Origin of the sequence: Streptomyces malaysiensis subsp. samsunensis (assembly GCF_024519315.1) — a bacterium.
GTDB lineage: Bacteria > Actinomycetota > Actinomycetes > Streptomycetales > Streptomycetaceae > Streptomyces > Streptomyces malaysiensis.
On record NZ_JANIIC010000061.1, the window covers coordinates 1 to 22,490 of the forward strand.

The following is a 22,490-nucleotide window of genomic DNA, read 5'->3' on the forward strand; positions in this document are numbered from 1 at the left end:
GATCCGAATTCCGTTTCCGGTGGCCGTTGGAGGGGCCTTGCCTTTCGGCTTCACCGACTTTATCAGAATTTCTCCGAGTCGATTTCCACCCCCGCCGGTGGGCTCCTCCGGAGACCGTTGAGTGCTCCGGGTTCCCCCTCTGGCGGAGCCGTAAACGTACTGGAGCGGGGCTCCTCGATGCAAATCGAGGAGCCCCGCCGGGTGTTCCGCGCCGGTGTGGTGCTGAGGCAGCGTCAGGAGCGACGTCAGACCTCGACGACCACGGGAAGGATCATCGGGCGCCGGCGGTATCTGTCGGAGACCCACTTGCCGATCGCGCGGCGCGCCAGCTGCTGGAGCTGGTGCGGGTCCACGACCCCGTCGGAGGCCGACTTGGCCATGGCGTCCTCGATCTTCGGGATGACCGCGGAGAAGGCGGCGTCCTCGATCCCGGAGCCCCTCGCCTGGATATGTGGACCGCCCACGATCTTGCCGGTCGTGCTGTCCACGACCACGAAGATCGAGATGATGCCCTCCTCGCCGAGGATGCGGCGGTCCTTGAGCGAGGTCTCCGTGACATCGCCGACCGAGAGGCCGTCCACGTACACGTATCCCGCCTGCACCTTGCCGACGATCTTGGCGATGCCGTCGACCAGGTCGACCACGACACCGTCCTCGGCGATGACGCAACGGTTCTTCGGAACCCCGGTCAGCGCGCCCAGCTCCGCGTTGGCGCGCAGATGTCGCCATTCGCCGTGCACCGGCATCAGGTTCTTCGGCTTGCAGATGTTGTAGAAGTACAGCAGCTCACCGGCCGAGGCGTGGCCGGAGACATGGACCTTGGCGTTGCCCTTGTGGACGACCGTGGCGCCCCATCGCGTCAGTCCGTTGATGACCCGGTAGACCGCGTTCTCATTGCCGGGGATCAGCGACGACGCCAGGATCACCGTGTCGCCCTGGACGATCCGGATCTGGTGGTCGCGGTTGGCCATCCGGGACAGCGCGGCCATCGGCTCGCCCTGGGAGCCCGTGCAGACCAGCACCACCTCGTCGTCCGGAAGGTCGTCGAGGGTCTTCACATCGACCACGAGACCGGCCGGCACCCGCAGATAGCCGAGGTCACGTGCGATGCCCATGTTGCGGACCATCGAGCGGCCGACGAAGGCCACCTTGCGCCCGTACTCATGCGCCGCGTCGAGGATCTGCTGGATGCGGTGCACATGGCTGGCGAAGCTGGCGACGATGATGCGCTTCTGCGCGTTACCGAAGACCTGGCGCAGCACGCCAGAGATATCGCGCTCGGGCGGTACGAACCCGGGGACCTCGGCGTTGGTGGAGTCCACCAACAGCAGATCGATGCCCTCCTCGCCCAGCTTGGCGAAGGCGGGCAGATCCGTGAGCCGGCCGTCCAGCGGCAGCTGGTCCATCTTGAAGTCGCCGGTGTGCACGGCCATACCGGCCGGGGTGCGGATGGCGACCGCGAGGGCGTCCGGGATGGAGTGGTTGACCGCCACGAACTCGCACTCGAAGGGGCCGATCCGCTCGCGGTGCCCCTCCTCGACCTCGAGGGTGTACGGCCGGATCCGGTGCTCCTGGAGCTTCGCCTCGATCAGGGCGAGGGTCAGCTTGGAGCCGATCAGCGGGATGTCGGGCTTTTCTCGCAGCAGGAAGGGAACGCCGCCGATATGGTCCTCGTGCCCGTGGGTGAGGACGATGCCGTCGATGTCGTCGAGACGGTCCCGGATGGATGTGAAGTCCGGCAGGATCAGGTCGACTCCGGGCTGCTCCTCCTCGGGGAAGAGCACCCCGCAGTCGACGATCAGCAGCCGGCCACCGTATTCGAAGACCGTCATGTTCCGGCCGATCTCACCGAGGCCGCCGAGCGGGGTGATGCGCAGACCGCCTTCGGGAAGCCTCGGCGGAGGGCCGAGCTCAGGATGCGGATGACTCAAAAGACTCTCCTCACCACGCACGCCACATGCCCCCTGGGGCACATGGCGCGTGTGACATTCGTGCACTTGCTGATGTGTCTGTATGCAGTTGTGAAGTATGAAGGTGCGAGCAATCGCCTCTTTGCTTAGAGCTGTACCCCGCCCGCGGCGAGATCGCGCTTGAGCTGTTCCGTTTCCTCGGCGGTCAGCTCGACCAACGGCAGGCGCAGCGGCCCCGCGGGCTGGCCCTGAAGGGCGAGCGCGGCCTTGGTCGTGATCACTCCCTGGGTGCGGAACATACCGGTGAAGACCGGCAGCAGCTTCTGGTGGATCTCCGTTGCCTTCGCGACGTCGCCCGCGAGATGGGCCTCGAGCATCGCCCGGAGCTCGGGGCTGACCAGATGGCCGACCACGGAGACGAAGCCGACCGCGCCGACCGACAGCAGCGGCAGGTTCAGCATGTCGTCGCCGGAGTACCAGGCGAGGCGGGAGCGGGCGATGGCCCAGCTGGCGCGTCCGAGGTCGCCCTTGGCGTCCTTGTTGGCCACGATGCGCGGGTGCTCGGCGAGCCGGACGATGGTCTCGGTGCCGATCGGGACACCGCTGCGGCCCGGGATGTCGTAGAGCATGACCGGCAGCTCGGTGGCATCGGCGATCGCGGTGAAGTGCCGGAGGAGCCCTTCCTGCGGAGGCTTGCTGTAGTACGGCGTGACGGCCAGCAGCCCGTGGGCACCGGCCTGCTCGGCCGCGCGGGCGAGCTCGACGCTGTGCCGGGTGTCATTGGTACCGGCTCCGGCCACGACGTGGGCGCGGTCGCCGACCGCTTCCACCACGGCGCGTACGAGCTGGGCTTTCTCCGCATCGCTGGTGGTCGGGGACTCGCCGGTGGTGCCGTTGACGATCAGGCCGTCATTGCCGGCGTCCACCAGATGGGCGGCGAGTCGCTGGGCGCCGTCGAGGTCGAGCGCGCCGCCAGTGGTGAATGGCGTGACCATGGCGGTCAGCACCCGCCCGAAAGGGGTCTGCGATGTGGATGTCGGTGCCATGGGCTCCACGCTACTCGTAGCGCGACCTACGGCGCTCGCTCGGGGCGGCGGACGGAGCGAAGAGATGGGACCCGGCACTGCCTGCTCGGGGGTTCAAGCAGTGCCGGGCCCGTTTGTTCAGCCTAGATGAACTTCTCGAAACGCCGCAATACGGACACTTCACCCGGTGATCCGTCCGGGGAGCGGGCCCCGCCCGGGCTACGGGGCCACTCGGCCGTTGGCGTTGAAGGCGGCGTGGGTGAGCGGCATCAGCCCGGCCCAGTGCGCCTCCATCTTCTCGCCGACCATCTCGATCTCCCGCTGCGGGAACGACGGCACCGCGGCCTGCTCATGCTGGGTGCGCAGCCCCAGGAAGTGCATCAGCGAGCGGGCGTTGCAGGTCGCGTACATCGACGAGAACAGGCCGACCGGGAGCACCGAGCGGGCCACCTCGCGGGCCACACCGGCGGCCAGCATCTCCTGGTACGCCTCGTACGCATGGCGGTACGCGTCCTCCATGACCCGGCCGGTCAGCTCGTGCTGCGCCGCGGTGCCCTCGACGAACTCGTACTTTCCCGGGCGGCCCTGCTGGATCAGCTTGCGCGCCTCCCCCGGCACGTAGAACACGGGCTCCAGGCGGCGGTAGCGGCCGGACTCCTCGTTGTAAGACCAGCCCACGCGGTGCCGCATGAACTCGCGGAAGACGAAGATGGGGGCGCTGATGAAGAAGGTCATCGAGTTGTGCTCGAAGGGGCTGCCGTGGCGGTCCCGCATCAGGAAGTTGATCAGCCCCTTGGAGCGCTCGGGGTCCTTGGTGATCTCTTCGAGGGACTGCTCGCCCGCGGTGGACACCCGCGCGGCCCACAGCACATCGGAGTCGGCAGCGCTGTGCTTGACCAACTCGACCGTCACATCGCTGCGGAAACTGGCCTTCTCGGTCTCGGCGGGGATCTCGGTCACCGGCAGGGTCCTTCCATGGTGCGTCGCTCTGGGCGGCGCCCAGCTTACGGGCCACCACCGACAGTCCCGCTCAGCCGAAATTTTTCACCGAAGTCGTCGGATCCGGGCACCCAATCGGTCGTTCACACGTCCTACACATTGAAGTACTCACGTTCGAGGTTCCAAGGAGAGCCCGCCACATGTCCCGCCGGCGAGAGCCCGTGCCGTTCGCCTTCGTCGCCGAAGCCGACCGTTTCCGCAGCAATGTCACCCCACCGCCCCGCCCCCGCGCCACACCGTCCCAGATCGCCGGGCGGACCCTGATCGGGCTCACGATCATCGCGGGGTTCATCGGCTCACTGATGTTCGGGATGCCCGCACTCGACAGCCAGTCGCACCCCACCCAGCAGATCCAGCAGCCCGAGGCGTCCGACGGACGCTGACCGGCGCTGGGATAGCCTCACCCAGCACAGGCCCATCCGGACATGTGTGTGAGTGAGGACCTTCCGTGCCCCTGCCCTTCCTGACCGCCGACCGCGCCCATGACGACGACGCGGCGGCCGGAGCGGACCCGCTCGGCTACGAAGACCAGGACCGCTGGCGCCGTCCCTACCGACCGGGTCCCTGGAGGGTCGGGGGCGCCGCTCTTCTGCTGCTGCTCGCCTCGTACGTCCTGTTCTCCGCCATGATCATCGCGATGGCGGGATCGCTGCCCGCGGCGGGCGTCTGCGGCGCCATCGGGGCGCTGATGATCGTGACCGCCGTAAGGCTGGTGCGCAGCGGCGTCGAGGTGAGCCCTCAGGGGCTGCGCCGGATCGGCCTGCTGCGCAGCACCACCGTGCGGTGGCGGGACATCGCCGCGATACGCACGACCCAGCAGCCGGTCCGCTGGCTGGGCCTGCCGCGCACCGTCCAGGGGCAGGCGGTGCTGCTCCAGCGGGTGCGCGGCGGTGCCTCGGACACGCTGTTCACCAGCCATGACGCCGACTTCCTGGGCCAGGCGGAGAGCTTCGAGAGGGCCGCCGACGCGATCGAGGGCTGGGCCGCCACTCACCACTGAGCCGGACCGCCCCGGGCGGCCCGGAGGTCGGGCCACCAAGGCTCAGCCCCCGGCCGCCCGCACCGCCTTGCCGTCGTGCAGGGCGATGGCGCGCTGCATCGCCTTACGGGCGCGTGCGGTGTCCCGGGCGTCGTGGTACGCCACGGCGAGCCGGAACCAGGACCGCCAGTCGTCCGGCGACCGCTCCGTCTCGGCCCGGCGCTTGGCGAAGACCGCGTCCGCCGAGTCCCGGTCGATCCGCCCGCCCGGCGTCCGCACCAGCTCGTCGACCGGGAGGCCGCCCTCCGCCTCCAGCTCCCGGGCCAGCCGGTCCGCGCTCCGTGCGAACTGCGTGGTCTGCCACAGGAACCAGGCGCCGATGAGGGGCATCACCAGCACCGCCACACCGAAGGCGACGGTGACCGGGGTGCCCTCCCGGATCAGCAGCACCCCGCGGTCGCCGACCAGGACGAAGTAGACGACCAGGACGGCCGCGAGAACGAAATACGTGATCTTTGCGCGCACCGCTGTGCCCTCAGTCCAGATCGAGGAAGTGTTCCAGGCCGAAGGTCAGGCCGGGGGTGGTCACCACGCGGCGGACGCCGAGCAGGATGCCGGGCATGAAGCTGCTGTGGTGGGTGGAGTCATGGCGGATGGTGAGGGTCTCGCCCTCACCGCCCAGCAGCACCTCCTGATGCGCCAGGAGCCCGCGCAGCCGCACCGAGTGCACCGGCACCCCGTCCACGTCCGCGCCCCGCGCACCGTCGAGCGCCGTGGTCGTGGCGTCCGGCTGCGGGGCGCGGCCGGCCTCCCGCCGGGCCTCGGCGATCAGCTGCGCGGTGCGCGCGGCCGTACCGGAGGGCGCATCCACCTTGTTGGGGTGGTGCAACTCGATGACCTCGACCGATTCGAAGAACCGGGCGGCCTGGCGGGCGAATCGCATGGTCAGCACGGCGCCGATGGAGAAGTTCGGCGCGATGAGCACACCGGTGCGCGGTGAGGCGTCGAGCCAGCCGCGCAGCCGCGCCAGGCGCTCGTCCGTCCAGCCGGTGGTGCCGACGACGCCATGGATGCCATGGCGGACGCAGAACTCGAGGTTGTCCATCACCGAGGCCGGTTCGGTCAGCTCGACCGCCACCTCGGCGCCCGCCTCGACCAGGGTCTCCAGTGTGTCGCCCCGCCCCAGCGCGGCGACCAGCTCCAGGTCCTCGGCGCCCTCCACGGCTCGTACGGCCTCGGAGCCGATCCGGCCCTTGGCACCGAGGACGGCCACACGCAGCTTGCTCATCGACACTGTTTCCTTCGATTTCTTTCGATCCGGGAGGCTGGGATTCTTTCGATCCTGGAGGCTGGGACTGACGCACCGACGGGTCAGGCGACGGCCTCGTCGAGGCGGGCCGCCTGCTTGTCCTTCAGCGGGCCGATGACGGACAGCGAAGGACGCTGTCCCAGTACATCGCGCGCCACCTCGCGCACCTCGTCCGGGGTGACCGCCGCGATCCGCTCGAGCATCTCGTCCACCGACATCTGCTCGCCCCAGCACAGCTCGCTCTTGCCGATCCGGTTCATCAGCGCGCCGGTGTCCTCCAGGCCCAGCACGGTGGAGCCGGAGAGCTGGCCGACGGCGCGCCTCAGCTCCTCCTCGCTCAGGCCGTTCTCCGCGACCTGAGTGAGCTCGTCACGGCAGATCTTGAGGACATCGTGCACCTGACTCGGGCGGCAGCCGGCGTAGACGCCGAAGAGCCCGCAGTCGGCGAAGCTGGAGGTGTAGGAGTAGACGCTGTAGGCGAGCCCGCGCTTCTCCCTGACCTCCTGGAAGAGCCGGGAGCTCATGCCGCCGCCGAGCGCGGTGTTGAGCACCCCGAGCGCCCAGCGGCGGTCGTCGGTGCGCGGGATGCCGGGCATGCCGAGGACGACATGGGCCTGCTCGGTCTTGCGGTTCAGCAGCCCGACCTTGCCGGCCGTACGGATCGCGCGGATGCCGTCGCGCGGGGCGACCGGGACCGCGTCGGTGCGGGACAGGGCGCCCGCCCTGTCGAACGCGGCGTGCACCTGGCGTACGACGTCGTCGTGGTCCACATTGCCCGCGGCGGCGACGACCAGGTGCGTCGGGTCGTAGTGCTTCCGGTAGAAGCGGGCGATCTGGTCGCGGCCCAGGGCGTTCACGGTGTCCACGGTGCCCAGGACCGGGCGGCCGAGCGGGGTGTCGCCGAGCATGGTGTGGGCGAACAGGTCGTGCACACAGTCGCCCGGGTCGTCCTCGGTCATCGCGATCTCTTCGAGGACGACACCGCGCTCCGCGTCCACGTCCGCCGCGTCGATCACCGAGCCGGTCAGCATGTCGCAGACGACGTCGATGGCCAGCGGCAGATCGGTGTCGAGCACCCGCGCGTAGTAGCAGGTGTACTCCTTGGCGGTGAAGGCGTTCATCTCGCCGCCGACCGCGTCGACGGCGGCGGAGATGTCCAGCGCGCTGCGCCGCCGGGTGCCCTTGAAGAGCAGGTGCTCCAGATAGTGGGTGGCACCGCCGAGCGTACGGGTCTCGTCGCGCGAGCCGACGTGCGCCCAGATGCCGAAGGTCGCCGAGCGCACGGACGGGAGGGTCTCGGTGACGACGCGCAGGCCCCCGGGGAGGGTCGTCCTGCGGACCGTGCCGATGCCGTTCTCGCCCTCGAGAAGCGTTTGGGTACGGGCGACGGCCCGCGCCTCCGAAGAGGTGCGGGCCGTCGCCACGTCGTCGCGGGACGTCACTTGGCAGCTTCGTCCTTCGTCTGGGGCTTGGCCTCGGCCTTCGCCTCGTCCGCCTCGGCACCCTCCCCGTCCTCGAGGACGGGGATGAGGGAGAGCTTGCCGCGCTGGTCGATCTCGGCGATCTCGACCTGGACCTTGGCGCCGACCTTCAGCACGTCCTCGACGTTCTCCACGCGCTTGCCACCGGCCAGCTTGCGGATCTGCGAGATGTGCAGCAGGCCGTCCTTGCCCGGGAGCAGGGAGACGAACGCACCGAAGGTGGTGGTCTTCACGACCGTGCCCAGGTAGCGCTCGCCGACCTCCGGCATCGTCGGGTTGGCGATGCCGTTGATGGTCGCGCGGGCGGCCTCGGCGGCCGGGCCGTCGGCGGCACCGATGTAGATGGTGCCGTCGTCCTCGATGGTGATGTCGGCGCCGGTGTCCTCCTGGATCTGGTTGATCATCTTGCCCTTGGGGCCAATGACCTCACCGATCTTGTCGACCGGGATCTTCACGGTGATGATCCGCGGCGCGTTGGGGGACATCTCGTCCGGGACGTCGATGGCCTCGTTCATCACATCGAGGATGTGCAGCCGGGCGTCGCGGGCCTGCTTGAGGGCCGCGGCCAGCACGGACGCCGGAATGCCGTCCAGCTTGGTGTCCAGCTGGAGCGCGGTGACGAACTGCTTGGTGCCGGCGACCTTGAAGTCCATGTCGCCGAACGCGTCCTCCGCACCGAGGATGTCGGTGAGGGTGACGTAGTGGGTCTCGCCGTCGATCTCCTGCGAGATCAGGCCCATGGCGATGCCCGCGACCGGGGCCTTCAGCGGCACACCGGCGTTGAGCAGCGACATCGTGGAGGCGCAGACCGACCCCATGGAGGTCGAGCCGTTGGAGCCGAGCGCCTCGGAGACCTGGCGGATGGCGTACGGGAACTCCTCGCGCGTCGGCAGCACCGGCAGCAGCGCCCGCTCGGCCAGGGCGCCGTGGCCGATCTCGCGGCGCTTGGGGGAGCCCACGCGGCCGGTCTCACCGGTGGAGTACGGCGGGAAGTTGTAGTTGTGCATGTAGCGCTTGCGCGTCTCGGGCGCGAGCGTGTCCAGCTGCTGCTCCATGCGGAGCATGTTCAGCGTGGTGACGCCCAGGATCTGGGTCTCGCCGCGCTCGAACAGTGCCGAGCCGTGGACCCGCGGAATCGCCTCGACCTCGGCGGCGAGCGTACGGATGTCCGTGACGCCGCGGCCGTCGATGCGCTTCTTCTCCTTGATGACGCGCTCGCGCACCAGGGTCTTGGTCAGCGAGCGGTACGCGGCCGAGATCTCCTTCTCGCGCCCCTCGAACTGCGGCAGCAGCTTCTCGGCGGCCACGCCCTTGACACGGTCCAGCTCGGCCTCGCGCTCCTGCTTGCCCGCGATGGTCAGCGCCTGGGCCAGCTCATCGCGGACGGCGGCGGTCAGCGCCTCCAGGACGTCGTCCTGGTAGTCGAGGAAGATCGGGAACTCGGCGGTCGGCTTCGCGGCCTTGGCGGCGAGGTCGGCCTGCGCCTTGCACAGGACCTTGATGAAGGGCTTCGCCGCCTCAAGACCGGCGGCGACGATCTCCTCGGTGGGAGCCTCGGCGCCGTCCTTGACCAGCTGGATGGTCTTGTCGGTGGCCTCGGCCTCGACCATCATGATCGCGACATCGCCGTCGTCCAGCACCCGGCCGGCGACGACCATGTCGAAGACGGCCTCCTCCAGCTCGGAGTGGGTCGGGAAGGCCACCCACTGGCCCCCGATCAGGGCGACACGGGTGCCGCCGACGGGGCCGGAGAACGGCAGCCCGGCCAGCTGTGTGGAGCAGGAGGCGGCGTTGATCGCGACCACGTCGTAGAGGTGGTCGGGGTTGAGCGCCATGATCGTCTCGACGATCTGGATCTCGTTGCGCAGGCCCTTCTTGAAGGACGGGCGCAGCGGGCGGTCGATCAGACGGCAGGTGAGGATCGCGTCCTCGGAGGGACGGCCCTCACGGCGGAAGAACGAGCCGGGGATCCGCCCCGCCGCGTACATCCGCTCCTCGACATCGACCGTGAGCGGGAAGAAGTCGAGCTGGTCCTTGGGGTTCTTGGAAACGGTGGTGGCCGACAGCACCATGGTGTCGTCGTCCAGGTAGGCCACGGCCGAACCGGCGGCCTGACGGGCCAGGCGGCCCGTCTCGAAACGGATGGTACGGGTGCCGAAGGTGCCGTTGTCGATGACTGCTTCGGCGTAGTGGGTCTCGTTCTCCACCAGGGAAATCTCCTCTTCTGCGTCCCTCGTCCGTGTGACGGTGGACGGTGGTGGAGCAGCGCCCCGGGCCTTACGGGCCGGCAGCCGGGCCGGTCTTCGATCGAAGCCACCGGAATTGCCAGTTCCGGGGGCCACTACCGAGGACCGGCTCCTGTGGCGCCGGTGCGGCGGGAATGAGGCGCTCCTCCTTGTTCGTTATGGCGTTGTTGGGACCAGACTACAAAGATTCGGCCGTCATCACGACGGCCGTACTGTCCGGCCCCTACGGTACGTAGCGAGTACGCTACGCATCGGCACGATGGCCGTACGGGTCACCTTTGGCTGAAACCGTACGGCGCCGCGTACGGCAAAGGGAGCGGCCCCCGTAGCGGGAACCGCTCCCTCCTTGGCGTCTTACTTGGCGCCCGCCGCACCGCGGCGGATGCCCAGGCGCTCGACCAGCGCACGGAAGCGCGTGATGTCCTTCTTCGCCAGGTACTGGAGCAGCCGGCGGCGCTGGCCGACCAGCAGCAGCAGACCACGGCGGGAGTGGTGGTCGTGCTTGTGGGTCTTGAGGTGCTCGGTGAGGTCGGAGATGCGGCGCGTGAGCAGCGCGACCTGGACCTCGGGGGAGCCGGTGTCGCCCTCCTTGGTGGCGAACTCGGTCATGATCTGCTTCTTGGTAGCGGCGTCGAGCGACACTCGGTACTCCTTGTTTTCGTCATCAGCCGCCGAGTGCCCCTGGTCGTTGTCTCAGGGGATCTTCCGTGACTCGGGAGGCGGGGTCCGCTGGGCGCTGTCTCCCGAGACCAGGACTCGAAGCCTCCGGGGACGCGTACACAAACGGCCAGGAGACAGGGTACCAGCGTCGGGGGTGGGGAGGTGGTGGGGGGTGTGGGTGGGGAGGTGGGGCGGGGCCTGGGGGTGCGGGCTGGTGGGGGCCGGGGGTGCCCCTGGTGGGGGTGTGGGGTGTGGGATTGTGGGGCTAGAAGATGGGGAGGGCGGTCAGCGTGCCGGACTCCAGTGCGAACACGCGGTTCCCAGCCGCCGCGAGCCTCCAGCCTCCCTCCGTTCCCGGAGCATACGGCCAAGCGACGCTTCCGCTGCGGACATCGACCGCCACCACGCCTTGGTCCCCGCGCTCGTCGAGAGCTGCCCACACGCTGCCACCTTGGGCGACAGGGGCGTCAAGAGGATGGTCGTCGGCCGCGAACGGCAACGTCCAGATCTCCGCCCCGTCATCCGCGCGCCGCGCCGAGAGGTCGGTGCCGTCCACGGCGTACACCACGCCCTTTCGCACGGTCGGCGCGGTCCAACCGGTCTCGCCCTGCCCGGTGTGGGCCCACTTCTCCTCACCGTTCGCCACGGCAAGCGCCCTCAGGCTCTTTCCGCCGAGGTAGACGACGCCGTCCGTGACGGCGGGGGCGAGTGCGGTGGTGGAACCCTGCTCGCGCGGGCCCCAGACGGTCCTGCCCGTGCGGGTGTCGAGGGCGGCCACGCTGCCGTCCGATCCGTGGATCACCAGGCGGCCCTCGGCGACCACCGCTTCGGCCGGCGTCTTGGCGGATGTGGCCACCGGCGCCGGGACCGTCCACAGGGTGCGGTGCGAGGTGAGGTCCACAGCCCGTATCCCACCGCCCCGCGTAGCGAAGTAGGCCACGCTCTCATCGGTGCCGAGCAGCACCGCCGCGTCAGCGCCCGGCACAGACCACCGCTTCCTGCCGTCCTTGGTGCCCAGTGCCAGCAGCGCGCCCTTGGTGCCGGCGGTAAGGATGGCGTCGTCGGACGCGGGGAACAGGCGGGCGGTGGCGGCGGCAGTGCGCTCGGAGGTCCACCGCCGGTTTCCGTTTCGCACGTCGTATGCGCGAAGCGCACCGCTGGGGGGCGCGACGACCACGAGGTCGTGGACGGGGAGCGGAGCAGGCAGGACGATGCCGGAGGTCTCCGCGACGCGGACCGGACCCCACAGCGGCTGTGGGGCTGTTCCTTTGTCATAGCGCGGCAAAGGCTCGGCCTCCCAGGGCCGCCCACCGGCCTCCGCGTCGTCGCCCCGCAGCAGCCACCACGCGACGCCTCCACCACCACCCGCCGCGAGCACGGCGCCGCCCGCGGCGAGCGTGCCGATGAGCCGCCGCCGGGAGGGGGCCGGCCGGTCGCCGGGCAGGGCGGCCATGCGCCGGGCGTCCGCCTCGCGCCGCGCGATGTCCTGTGCGAGCGGCCCGCTCCGCCAGGCCCGGTCCGCGCCCCGGGGCGGCGCCAGTGCCGGGCCGATCCAGTCGAGACCGGGGCGGCCCGTGGGGTCCTTGGCCAGACAGGGCTCGACCAGGGCGCGCAGCGCCCCGGGCACCGAGCCCAACTCCGGCTCGCCGTGCACCACCTGGTACTGCACGGCGGCCACATGGCCGCCTTCGTACACCGGCCGCCCGCCCGCCGCGTAGGCGAGGACCACGCCGAGGGAGAACACATCGCCCGCGGGTCCGGTCCGCCGCCCCAGGACCTGCTCGGGCGCGGCGTAGCCGGGGGTGGCGACGGTCTGTCCCGTGGTGGTCAGCGTCAGCCCGTGCTCGGGCCGGGCGATCCCGAAGTCGATGATCCTCGGGCCGCGGGAGGTCAGCACGATGTTGGACGGTTTGAGGTCGCGGTGGACCAGCCCGGCCCGTGGATGTCGTGGAGGGTGCGGACGAGGGCGGCCCCCAACGCCCTTACGGCGGGCTCCTCCAAGGCGCCGTACCGCTCGACGGCCTGGTCGAGCGTGGGCCCGGCGAGGAACTCCGTGGCGATCCACGGCCGCCCGCCCTCGGTCCGCGCCGCCAGCACCCGCGCCACCCCGTCGCCCGTTACGGCCTGGGCCGCGTGAGCCTCGCGCACGAAACGCTGAGCCATGTGGGTGTCATGAGCCACTTCGGGCCGCAGTACCTTCACGGCGGCCGTCCGGCCCTGCCCATCCCGCCCGAGGTAGACCAGGCCCATGCCGCCCGCGCCCAGGACGCCGATGAGGCGGTACGGACCCAGGCGCAGCGGGTCGCCGGTGCCGAGGGGTTTCATGCCGAGAGGTCTCCTGCTCGATGAGGGGTTGATCGGGATCAACGAGGCCGCGGGGCGGCCGAGCGGGCCGAGTGCCGGGTCATTCCAGCGGGATGGCGCAGACGCTCTTGCCATTGGTGATGACGACCAGGCCCGCGCGGCGGTGCACCTGCATCACGGAGGCGGACATGCCGTCCTTGTCACCGGAGGGGCCCTGGAAGGTCCACGCCGTTCGATGAGTACGGAGGTCGACGGCCCTGGCCCATCCGTCCCTCTCCGGCGAGCCGTAGAAGTACTTCTCGCCGACGACCGGAGTGGATTCATAGGCTTCGGAGGAACTCGCCTGGTCGGCTGTCTCCTTCTCCTGCCATAGCAGCCGCCCGCTCTTCGCATCCAGGGCGATGAGGCCCCTTCTCCGCTCGACGCTGTAGACGACACCGCCCTCGACGACCGGCGGGCCGTAGTGCTCCATGCGCGGGTCGTAGCTCTCCCCGGATTTCCGTTCCGCGCCGAATCGCCATGTGGTCGCGCCGTCGGTGGTGCGCAGTGCGAGGAGCTCCCGGCCACCGGTGAACACGTGATCATCGGTGACGGCGAAGCATCTGTCCAGGGAGATCACCGCGTCCGATCCGAGCGCGATCCTCTTCGACCAGCGCTGGGCCCCGCCGTGTGGGTCGATGGCGATGGCCTCCTCCCCCGAGAGGCGCACGAGTGAGGCACCCGCGGGTACCGCGGTGATGGGGTCGCTCGTACCCGGGGCGATGGCACGGCTCCACAGCCGCTTCCCCGTACGAAGACTGATGGCCAGACGCTTCTCTCCGCCTTTCCCATATCCCTCGGTGTACAGAGTGCCGTCCAGCACGGCGAGAAGTCTGGGCTCGATGCCCAAGGAGCCAGTGCGAGCGATCGGGGTTTTGACATTGCCCGTCTCGAGGTTGACGGGAGCGATCGTGGTGGTGCCGCTCTGGTCGTCGGCCTCACAGGCGAGGAGCCGGTCCCCAACGAGGACGACGGGGACGGTCCGGTCGCTCTCCCCGCGCTTTTCGCCCGTCTTCGCGTCCACGCACAGAAACCCGTCGTCGTGGACGATCACCACATAGTCGCCGACCATCAGTGTCTTGAGGTCCGTGGTCGCCCCGGGGACGGACACCTCCCACACCAGCCGCGGCCCCGCACCGGCGGGGCGCCTGGTGGAGCGGGGCGTCGCGGCCGTACCGCCCTTGTGCTCGTCCGGCCCGAACCAGGCCCACGCCCCGGCCGCTCCACCCGCCACGAGCCCGGCACCGCTCACTGCCGCGATCAGCTTCCGTCGGGAGAGTGCGGCTCCCATCCGCCTCGGCCCAGCGGATTCGGTACGGGGCTCCACCTCCTGGGGAGTCGGGAGCCTGCTGGGCTGGACCTCCCATACGGCCGTGCAGCGCCGGGCGATCTCCGCGAGGACCAGGTCCGGCAGATGGTCCGCGAACCGCCGGAGGTCATCGACGTGATCGGTGTCCGCGCGGAGCCGCTCCCCCAGCTCCACGGTGCCGGGCCGTTGTCCGGGATTCTTGGCGAAGCACGGCTCCAGTACGGTGCGCAGTCCCCCCCGGCAGTCCGGACAGGTCGGGGTCGGCGTACCGCACCCGGTACAGCAGATCGGCGGGCTGTCCGCCACCGAAGGGCGGGCGGCCGGTGGCCGCGAAGACGAGCACTCCGGCGAGGGCGAACACATCGCCCGCGGCGGTGTGTTCACCACCGGCCACCTGCTCGGGCGACATATAGGCGGGCGTTCCGGCCGCCGCGCCCGTACGGGTCAGCCGGTCGTCGCCCACCGCCCGGGCGATACCGAAGTCGATGACCTTGGGGCCGAGTGCGGTCAGCAGGATGTTGGAGGGTTTGAGGTCGCGGTGGACCACATCGGACCGGTGCAGCTGGGCGAGCGCGTCGCACAGACCGGATCCGAGTGCCCGTACGGTCTGCTCGGGCAGCGGCCCGGCGAGGGCGACCGCGTCGTCGAGCGGCGGGCCGAGGACGTATTCGGTGGCGAGCCAAGGCGTTGGGCCCAGTGGATCGGCGTCGATGACCTGTGCGCCGTACCGTCCGCCGATGACGCGCGCCGCGTCGGTCTCCAGCTGGAACCGGCTGCGGAATTCGGCCTGTTCGGCGTAGTGCGTGTGAACGGTCTTCAGGGCGACCATCCGCCCCTTGGGCGAGCGGCCGAGATAGACCGTGCCCATTCCGCCGCCGCCGAGCCGGGCGAGAAGGGTGTACGACCCGAGAGCCTGCGGATCGTCGTGGGTGAGAGGAGAGACCATCGGTATCCGTATCAGTCCACTGGCAGTGCGTAGAGGATGGTGCCGTTCAGGACGAGGACGATCCCGGGTGCGACGCCCACGACCTGGCCGGGGACGGCGGCTTGTCGCCCCTTCCCGACGAGTGCCGACCGCCACCGCAGCGAACCGTCCGTCGCGTCCAGAGCCTCGATCTCCGCATCGGTCACCTGGAAAACCGTCGCGCCCGAGTGGCTCACCGCGGTGTCGGCCCTCGTCCACGAGGACTCCAGGGGAGCGGCACTTCGGCGCCGCCAGCGCGGGCTGCCGCTGCCCACATCGACGGCGTAGGTGGTGGCGCGGGAATCGGTGACGTAAACCGCCTGCCCATGAGCGGCCGGAGTGCCGGACACCCTTCCCTTGGTCGCGACCTGCCAGCACTCCTTACCGCTGGCGATGTGGTACGCCCTCAGCATGTGCTCGTCGCAGGAGACCAGGAGATCTCCCGGAGCCAGCAGACGCTGCCTGGCGCTCTCGTCCTTCATCTTGGGGAACTTGCGCGTCCACAGCTTCCGGCCGCTACGGCGGTCGAGAGCGAGATACGAGGAGGCGTCCTCGCCGTCGTCCCCCTGGCTCGGCAGCAGCACCATGGTGCTGCGCAGAAGCGCGGTGGTCGTGCCGTCTCCCTGATAGGGAGCGGGAAGCGGAGTGCGCCATGTTTCCTTGCGCCGCACGGCGTCGTAGCAGACCACCGCATGGTCCCCGCTCTCCGTGCCACCACTCGCATACTTTCTGGTCAGGAACCAGCAGATGTCCTTGACGGCTCCGAGGAATTGGTAGATCGCCGGGCCTTCCACTCCGTCGTACCGCCGCTCCACCCCCTTCATACGGCCCGTGACGAGCGAGACCACGGAGAAGGCCGAGGTATCCGGGGAGACGAAGGTCCCGTTGCCGAGCAATATGAGGGCGGACATGGGATAGAGATCGTCGCGCGACCAGATCTTCTTGCCGGTCCGGAGATTCAGCGCGGTCACGGCATCGGAGGTCCGGACAAGGGCGGTCCTGCCATGCCAGAGCAGCGGTGTCTGCTGTGGCTCGCCGCCGAGGTCGTGGCGCCACAGCGGAGCCGGCGCGATCCCGCGCCGAGCGGACGCCTCGCGAGATCTCCCCTCGCCCGCCGCCCGCCAGCCCGCCACTCCGCCGGCCCCGAGCGCGAGGCCGACCGCTCCGGAGAGGCCACCGACCACCACAGCACGCCGGGAACGAGCCGGCGGCACGGTGGCGGACGTCTCCTCCGCAGGCGCCGAGGCAGCCATGGGAACCTGCGCCGGATACGCCGCGGCCTGCCGGGCAAGGGCCGTCACCACGGCATCGGGCGGACGACCCACGGCTTCGGGAGCCGGTACCGCCCGGAGTTCGCGGGCCACAGTGCCCGGACGGGGCCGCTGCCCGGGATCCTGGGCGAGACACCTGGCGAGCAGTTCGCTCAGCGCTTCCGGCAGTGCCGCGCGCGTCCCTTCGGCCACGTCCCGGCGGCCCGTCGCGGCGTAGCAGAGCACAGCGCCCAGCGCGTAGACATCCCCCGCCGGGCTGGGGCGTTCACCCGCTCGCTGTTCCGGCGGCAGGCTGAATGCGTCGACCCCGAGCGGCGCGCCGCGGTCCGGGCCGTCCAGCGCCGCCGCTCGCGCCAGGCCGTACCCGGTCGGCCGGGGCCCATCGGCCATGAGCAGCGTGGCCTGCGGCGATATCCCAGCGTGTACAAGACCGCTGGCGTGCCAGTTCGCGATGGTGTGCGCGAGTTCCGCGCCGAGCGCGCGCACCGTGGATTCGGGAAGGGGCCCGTCGCACGCGGCCAGCACGGCGGGGAGCGGCAGGGCGGGGAAGCAGGCATAGGCGACCCACGGGAGATCCGCGTCCGGCCCGGCGACATCGATTACGGGAGGCGCCCAGCGCCCGGTCAGACGGCGGGAGTTCTCGGCCTCCGACCGGAACCGCACCCGGTATCCGGGGTCGTCGGCGAGGGTTCCGTGCGGCAGCATCAGCACGGCCGCGCGGCCGGTACGGCCGTCCCGCGCGATACGGCGGCGCGCGTCGTCGGCGGGCCCACCGGCGTCCAGCGTGCCGATGATGCGGTACGGGCCGAGCCGTGTCGGTTCGGCCTGTCGCTGCGGTTCCATTCGCTCCTCCGGACAGCCGTGGCTCAGCGCAACGGCAAGGCGTAGACGCTTCTCCCGCTGACGACGACAGCCAAGCCATCTGTCACGGCCACCCTGCGCCGAGCCACGATGGGCCCCTTGTCCGCCGCCTCGCCGAGGTCCATGAAGCGCCACCGCAGGGCGCCGTCCTCCGCGTCGAAAGCGTCGACTTCCACGTCATTCGCCGTGAGCACCGTGTGTCCGGACGGATCCACGGCCGTGTCGGGTGTGCGCGCCCCGGACAGCGTCTTCATCGCGAAGGCGTAGGTGCGCTGCCATCGCACCTCTCCCGTAGCCGTTGACAGCGCGTGGACCGCGTAGCCTCCGTCGGTGGCGTACACAACGTCGCCGTGTACGACCGGGGCACCGAAATCAGCGGTACGCCCGGCCCCGGCCCGGCCTTTGGCTTTCACGCTCCACTCGGGTCCGCCGCCGTGCGCCAGACCGTATCCGCGCAGGGTGGTGCTGACAGCGGCGATGAGGGTGCTTCGGCCTTCGATGGTCACCGGCCGTCCGGCGGCAACGCCCTCATAGGATCGCCTCCACTGCCGCGTGCCTCGGTCCCGGTCGAAGGCCAGGAACGTGTCGCCCCGCACGACGAGGGCGTCTTTCGTCAGATACCCCTCGTCGACGCCGCCGGGCAGAGGGCTGCGCCAGAGTTCTTTCCGCCCTGCAAGGTCGTAGGCGATCACGGCACCGTCGTCGGCCGCGCCGCTCCCCCGGCGGCCTGCCGCGAACCAGACCGTTTCGCCTTCCGCCGCCAGCGGGGCGGTGTACGGAGTGCGTCCGCCCGGCCGGAAGCTCTTCGGCCGCCACTGGATGTCGCCGGTTTCGGCGGACAGCACGGCGAGCGCGGCTCCCGGGACCAGGATCGAATCCTTGCCGATGGGCAGAAGCCGTCCCCCGGCGCGGACTTGGTCCCGCGCCCAGAGTCGCTTGCCCGTACGGAGGTCAAGTCCGATGACCGCCGCCTCGTTCGCGACCACGGCGACCTTGTCCGCCCAGATGAGCGGGGGGTGTGTCGGTGGTCCACCGGGGACGTCATAGCGCCACAGCGGTGTGGGCGGCGCACCGACGAGCCGATGACGGGAGTGGTTCGCCGCTGCCAGTCGCTCGGCCCGGGTGGGCGGCGGAGGGTCGTCCTCGGCGGTCGCCATCCACATCACACCGCTGCCGAGCGCAAGACCGGCCGAGCCGCAAGCCGCCCCGACAAGCAGGGCGCGCCTCGAAGGGACGTCCTGCCGAGGTGGACTCCCGGCCTCGGTAACGCTCACGCCGCCCGACAAGCGGGTCGGCACGTGCGGGGCGCCGGGCATGTCCCCCCGGCTCGCGGTGGGTTCGGGCGATCCAGGTGCCCCTCCCGGGGTCGGCGCCCTCTCCTCGAGCGACACGCCCGCCGCCGACTCCGCTTCCGTCGGCTCGACCTCCGCCGCCAGCGTCGCCGAGGACTGCTCGGCCAGTGCGACGACCACCGGTGCCGGCAGCCAGCCGGGGCTCAGTAATACCGCCGCCCCGCCGATGCCCCCGTCCAGGGCCGTCGCACCGGGTCCACCGGCCGGCACCGCCGCGAGCGAACCCGCTGCCCCGCTGTCGAGGACCGTCGGCGTCCGTCCCGAGGGTGCCAGCGTCGCGCTGGGAGGCAGCGGGGACCGTACACCCCGGGTCAGCCCGTCCACCAACGCCGCCGCCGTCGGCCGATCCGCCGGATCCGGAGCGAGACACGGGAGCACGATGTTCCGCAGTTCCTCCGGCAGATCGCCCGCATCGGGCAACCGCCGCCCGGTCACCGCGTACGCCAGCACCGCGCCCAGCGCGTAGACGTCCCCCAGGGGCCGCGCGCGGCCGCCCGCCAACTGCTCCGGGGGCAGATCGTCCGCGGCCAGCCCGGGAAACCCCACTCGACTCCGCCCGTCCGGCCCCGCTGCGCGTACCGCGCCGAAACCCCCCAGCCATGGCCCGTCGCCCGCCACGAACACGGTCCCCGGCGCGATCCCCGCGTGGGTGAGGCCCACCCCGTGGATCTCCGCCAGCGTCTCGGCCAGGGCCGCTCCCAGCGCACGCGCCGTCCGGACCGGAAGCGACCCGCCACACGCCCGCAAAACGCCCGGCAGTGGCAGCATCGGGCGATACGGATACGCGCTCCAGGGAGGTGCCGACGCGTTGTCGGAGACCTCTACGGGGGCGAGCCGGGCAAGTGACCAAGCGCCGCCAAGCCGTCGGGCGTTCTCCGCCTCCGCCAGAAAGCGGCCCCGATACGCATCGTCGTCGGCGAACTCGGCGGACGGCGTGCTGATCAGCACCGTACGGACCCCACCGGCACTGCGAGCGAGATAAAGGTGAGCGGCCGCCGGCGGGTCATCATCGCCAGGAGCCAGCTTGGCGATGATGTGATATGGCCCAAGCCGCCGCGGATCGTCCACGCCCAGCGGTTCCATGTCCCCCCACCCCCCACGGTATGCCGATCACCTCCGTCAGCCGCCGGGGCGTGCCTTCGGAAACGCCTCCATCGATATAGCCGTTGGAGACGGGGAAGGTCAGGTGGCGGTCCGATCGCTTCCGATGACTTCCCGCGCCGATACCGCAGATGTCCCAGGTGCTCCGTAGCATGTGCCCCGCCACCCTACCCATTCCGCCTCCAGCCGCCACAAGGCAGATTCTCGCCGCAGACGTCGTCGCCTCCGACTCCCGCCCGGCTGGTCCGACAGCACTCTCAGCACCAACCACCTGGCCCGCGGTCGAGTTGCACTCGCGCGAACTCCGCAGCGCGAAGCGAGATGGTCAAGGACAACCTCAGATGGCTTCGTCCGGACGAACGGTCCGGGGTTCTCGTTTTATGCGGCGCTCCACCAGTGCACGCTTCTCTGATGTCCTCACAAGAACCTCGGCTCAAGCCACTGGCGCGCGGTACTCTTCTCATCGCTTCGGTCTCCCTCCTCGTGCTCACCAGTGCGTGCTCAAACTCGGACGGTGACCAGGAGAAGACGAACGAGAAGAAACCGAAGGGTCTGTCGGCCACGAAGGTGTGTGACGCGTCGATCACTGGGCAGGCAGCGCAGGACCTACGCAAGCTCACCGGCGCGGATGCCTTCGAAGAGACCGGCGAGGTCACGCTCAAGAGCGTCGCCGAGAAACTCAAGTCATCGTCGAGCATTGTTCGAAGCGCCTGCGAGATCTACCTTCCGGACGCGGATAGCCCAGCAATACAGATTGATTTCTCGCGTCGTACCGAGTATCCGACACGTAGCAGCTTCGAGTCGAGCGACGCGAATGAGTGGACCGTCTTCCCCATCGGGCGGCACGCCCGTGTGTCGGGCAGCGGGGCGGACATTTACTTCTCTTGCCCCGCCAAGAGCAAGGACATTCCGGACCTGGTCCACGGAAATCTGCGGAGTTCGAGGTCGTCACTTTCCAAGAAAGACACTGACCTCGCAAAAATATCGATTCTGAATTCCGTGTCGCGAAATCTCGCACACTCCCTGGGCTGCTCGGAAGAGTCACAACTACCAGAGAAAGTGCCGGCCTCGTCGGAACGCTGGACGAAACATTGAGAACGCTAAGGCGCGCCCGGCGCGCGGCCGGGCCCCGTCGAACCGACAGATGTGCGGTGGACACTCCTCAGCCGCTGGTCAGACTCCGTGCCGAGCTGTAGACGTCCAGCACAGCGAGGCACAGGGGCACCAGGGCGAGCAGGAAGGCGCTCTCGGCCAGGTCGGACAGGCGTCCCCAGAAGGGTGACAGCCCCTTCTTCGGAATGATCAGAGCGACGGCGATGATCAAGCCAGCGCCCACGATCACGGCCGCGGCGAGCCAGATCGTACGGATGTCCAGCGGCCCACGGTCGTTCTCGGTCAGGAGCTTGAGGACCGCGTCGGTCGGCGGGTTCAGCGAGAGCCCCAGTACGAGTAGGGCGAGGGCGAGCAGACCCGCACCGAGGACGGCGGCCACCTGGGCGGTGTAGCGGAAGAGGCGGGCACGCAGCAGCATCGCCAGACCGGCCCCGAGCGCGAGCAGTTGCGCCCACGCGCCGTCGGAGAAGCCCAGGACCGCGGCAGCACCGACAACGACGGCCGAGCAGCCGCCGACCATGCCCAGCAGCATCTCGTGGCCGCGACGGGTCTGGGCGGCGATGTGGTGGATGTCGAGGGGCTCGGCGTCCGGGCCGGCGTCAAGGTCATCGGTCGAGGAGCGGGGCGCCGCGTAACCGATGGGCAGCCGGGCCACCCGAGCCGACAGACCCGGCAGGAAGGCGATCACTCCGATCGCGACGACGGCGCACACCGCGGCCGTCTCGGTGGCGTCGGCGTCGGCGAGGATCTCGCAGAAGGTGGCGAGGGTCCCGACACTCGCCGCGAACACGGCGGCCACGAACGGGGCGTCGCCGCCAGGCATGACGACGACCAAGACGGCCGAGCCGACGAGCACGGTGACACAGCCGAGCAGGAACTGGAGCCGTCCGATGCCCTCTCCCGCGTCCAGGGCCAGAATCCCCGATCCAGCGATCATGAGATGAGGAAGGGCCGCCATGCCGAGCGCGATGGCGGATGCGCGGTCCTCGTACACCCGTGCCCGCACTCCGGCGAGGGCGGTCAACAGCACGCCGACGGCGGCGGCGATGACACCCGGGAGGCCGTGCATATCGTGCTTGAGCGGATCGGCGAACCAGAGCACGAAGCCCATGAGGATCAGGAGCAGCGCCCCTCCGAGCAACCCCGCGGCACGCAGGAATCGGTCGTTCCACAGCGTGCGGTCGCGCGTGACCGCGGAGGCGATCGCATCGGACACATCGTCATAGACGGCGGGGGGCAGCGACTCGGCGAAGGGCCGCAGGGCCAGCAGTTCCCCGTCCAGGACCTGCTGGGCAAGGAGGGAGCGGCTGCCGTCCAGGACGGTGCCGTCGCGTCGTACCAGGTGATATCCGGTGGGAGCGCCGGGCGGCTGCGTCTGCCCCGTCAGGCGCAGGATTTCCGGGTAAACGTCGGCGACAGGGATGTCCTCCGGGAGGGCGACATCGATCCGGCTGTCGGGCGCGACGACAGTCACCCTGCAGAAACCGGTTGTTGCGGACGTACTCACGTGTAGGGCCCCCTGGTTCGGTCTGCGACACCGCCGGTGTCATGCGCGCGCGGCGGCCAC

At 70.1% G+C, this 22,490-nt stretch carries 16 protein-coding genes and 1 pseudogene; 3 read left to right on the plus strand and 14 right to left on the minus strand.

The window, feature by feature from the left end; translation table 11 throughout:
• Positions 1-245: 245 nt before the first annotated feature.
• The 3 genes from NQU54_RS37830 to thyX form a co-directional block, all read right to left on the minus strand.
• Positions 246-1,931 (minus strand): ribonuclease J, encoded by a 1,686-nt coding sequence (locus NQU54_RS37830; RefSeq protein WP_257634946.1) that lies wholly within the window; start codon positions 1,929-1,931, stop codon positions 246-248.
• Between the two features lie 125 nt (positions 1,932-2,056).
• Positions 2,057-2,956, minus strand: coding sequence for a 4-hydroxy-tetrahydrodipicolinate synthase (gene dapA / locus NQU54_RS37835; protein WP_257634947.1), 900 nt, complete (start codon positions 2,954-2,956; stop codon positions 2,057-2,059).
• Between the two features lie 198 nt (positions 2,957-3,154).
• Entirely contained in the window at positions 3,155-3,895 is a 741-nt protein-coding gene (gene thyX, locus NQU54_RS37840; RefSeq protein WP_069873976.1) for an FAD-dependent thymidylate synthase, read from the minus strand.
• A gap of 179 nt (positions 3,896-4,074) precedes the next feature.
• Between thyX and NQU54_RS37845 the strand changes: the two genes are divergently transcribed.
• Together NQU54_RS37845 and NQU54_RS37850 are read left to right on the plus strand one after the other, a co-directional pair.
• The gene (locus tag NQU54_RS37845; RefSeq protein WP_069873979.1) at positions 4,075-4,317 is read left to right on the plus strand and encodes a hypothetical protein; all 243 of its coding nucleotides are present in this window, start codon (positions 4,075-4,077) and stop codon (positions 4,315-4,317) included.
• 65 nt (positions 4,318-4,382) lie between these two features.
• The gene (locus NQU54_RS37850) at positions 4,383-4,934 is read left to right on the plus strand and encodes an SCO5741 family PH domain-containing membrane protein (RefSeq protein ID WP_257634948.1); all 552 of its coding nucleotides are present in this window, start codon (positions 4,383-4,385) and stop codon (positions 4,932-4,934) included.
• Positions 4,935-4,976: 42 nt separating this feature from the next.
• Here NQU54_RS37850 and NQU54_RS37855 read toward each other — a convergent pair whose 3' ends face one another.
• The 10 genes and pseudogenes from NQU54_RS37855 to NQU54_RS37900 form a co-directional block, all read right to left on the minus strand.
• The gene (locus NQU54_RS37855; protein ID WP_079260692.1) at positions 4,977-5,438 is read right to left on the minus strand and encodes a tetratricopeptide repeat protein; all 462 of its coding nucleotides are present in this window, start codon (positions 5,436-5,438) and stop codon (positions 4,977-4,979) included.
• 10 nt (positions 5,439-5,448) lie between these two features.
• Positions 5,449-6,201 carry a 4-hydroxy-tetrahydrodipicolinate reductase gene (gene dapB / locus NQU54_RS37860; protein ID WP_069873985.1) on the minus strand — a complete coding sequence of 251 codons (753 nt, stop codon included), beginning with the start codon at positions 6,199-6,201 and terminating at the stop codon, positions 5,449-5,451.
• A gap of 83 nt (positions 6,202-6,284) precedes the next feature.
• Positions 6,285-7,664, minus strand: a complete 1,380-nt coding sequence (locus tag NQU54_RS37865) for a M16 family metallopeptidase (RefSeq protein ID WP_069873988.1) — start codon at positions 7,662-7,664, stop codon at positions 6,285-6,287.
• Complete coding sequence (locus NQU54_RS37870) at positions 7,661-9,910, minus strand: polyribonucleotide nucleotidyltransferase (protein ID WP_102937142.1); 2,250 nt, start codon at positions 9,908-9,910, stop codon at positions 7,661-7,663. Before NQU54_RS37870 ends, NQU54_RS37865 begins: the two co-directional genes overlap by 4 nt.
• A gap of 393 nt (positions 9,911-10,303) precedes the next feature.
• Entirely contained in the window at positions 10,304-10,591 is a 288-nt protein-coding gene (gene rpsO, locus NQU54_RS37875; protein WP_020868053.1) for a 30S ribosomal protein S15, read from the minus strand.
• A 283-nt stretch (positions 10,592-10,874) separates the two neighbouring features.
• Positions 10,875-12,934 (minus strand): annotated as a pseudogene (locus NQU54_RS50585) (protein kinase domain-containing protein).
• A gap of 79 nt (positions 12,935-13,013) precedes the next feature.
• On the minus strand, positions 13,014-14,435 hold the full coding sequence (locus NQU54_RS37885) for an outer membrane protein assembly factor BamB family protein (RefSeq protein WP_257634949.1): 1,422 nt from the start codon (positions 14,433-14,435) through the stop codon (positions 13,014-13,016).
• Positions 14,389-15,207 (minus strand): serine/threonine-protein kinase, encoded by an 819-nt coding sequence (locus NQU54_RS37890; protein ID WP_257634950.1) that lies wholly within the window; start codon positions 15,205-15,207, stop codon positions 14,389-14,391. The genes NQU54_RS37885 and NQU54_RS37890 overlap by 47 nt, the downstream gene beginning before the upstream one ends.
• 11 nt (positions 15,208-15,218) lie before the next feature.
• Positions 15,219-17,339: an outer membrane protein assembly factor BamB family protein gene (locus tag NQU54_RS37895; protein WP_257634951.1), complete on the minus strand. Its 2,121-nt coding sequence runs from the start codon at positions 17,337-17,339 to the stop codon at positions 15,219-15,221.
• Between the two features lie 23 nt (positions 17,340-17,362).
• The gene (locus tag NQU54_RS37900) at positions 17,363-19,657 is read right to left on the minus strand and encodes an outer membrane protein assembly factor BamB family protein (RefSeq protein WP_257634952.1); all 2,295 of its coding nucleotides are present in this window, start codon (positions 19,655-19,657) and stop codon (positions 17,363-17,365) included.
• Positions 19,658-20,221: 564 nt separating this feature from the next.
• Here NQU54_RS37900 and NQU54_RS37905 point away from each other — a divergent pair.
• A complete protein-coding gene (locus tag NQU54_RS37905) occupies positions 20,222-20,905 on the plus strand; it encodes a hypothetical protein (RefSeq protein WP_257634953.1) in 684 nt (227 codons plus the stop codon).
• Positions 20,906-20,972: 67 nt separating this feature from the next.
• On the opposite strand, the gene eccD is transcribed toward NQU54_RS37905, so the two are convergent.
• Positions 20,973-22,430 (minus strand): type VII secretion integral membrane protein EccD, encoded by a 1,458-nt coding sequence (eccD, locus tag NQU54_RS37910; RefSeq protein ID WP_257634954.1) that lies wholly within the window; start codon positions 22,428-22,430, stop codon positions 20,973-20,975.
• Positions 22,431-22,490 lie beyond the last annotated feature (60 nt).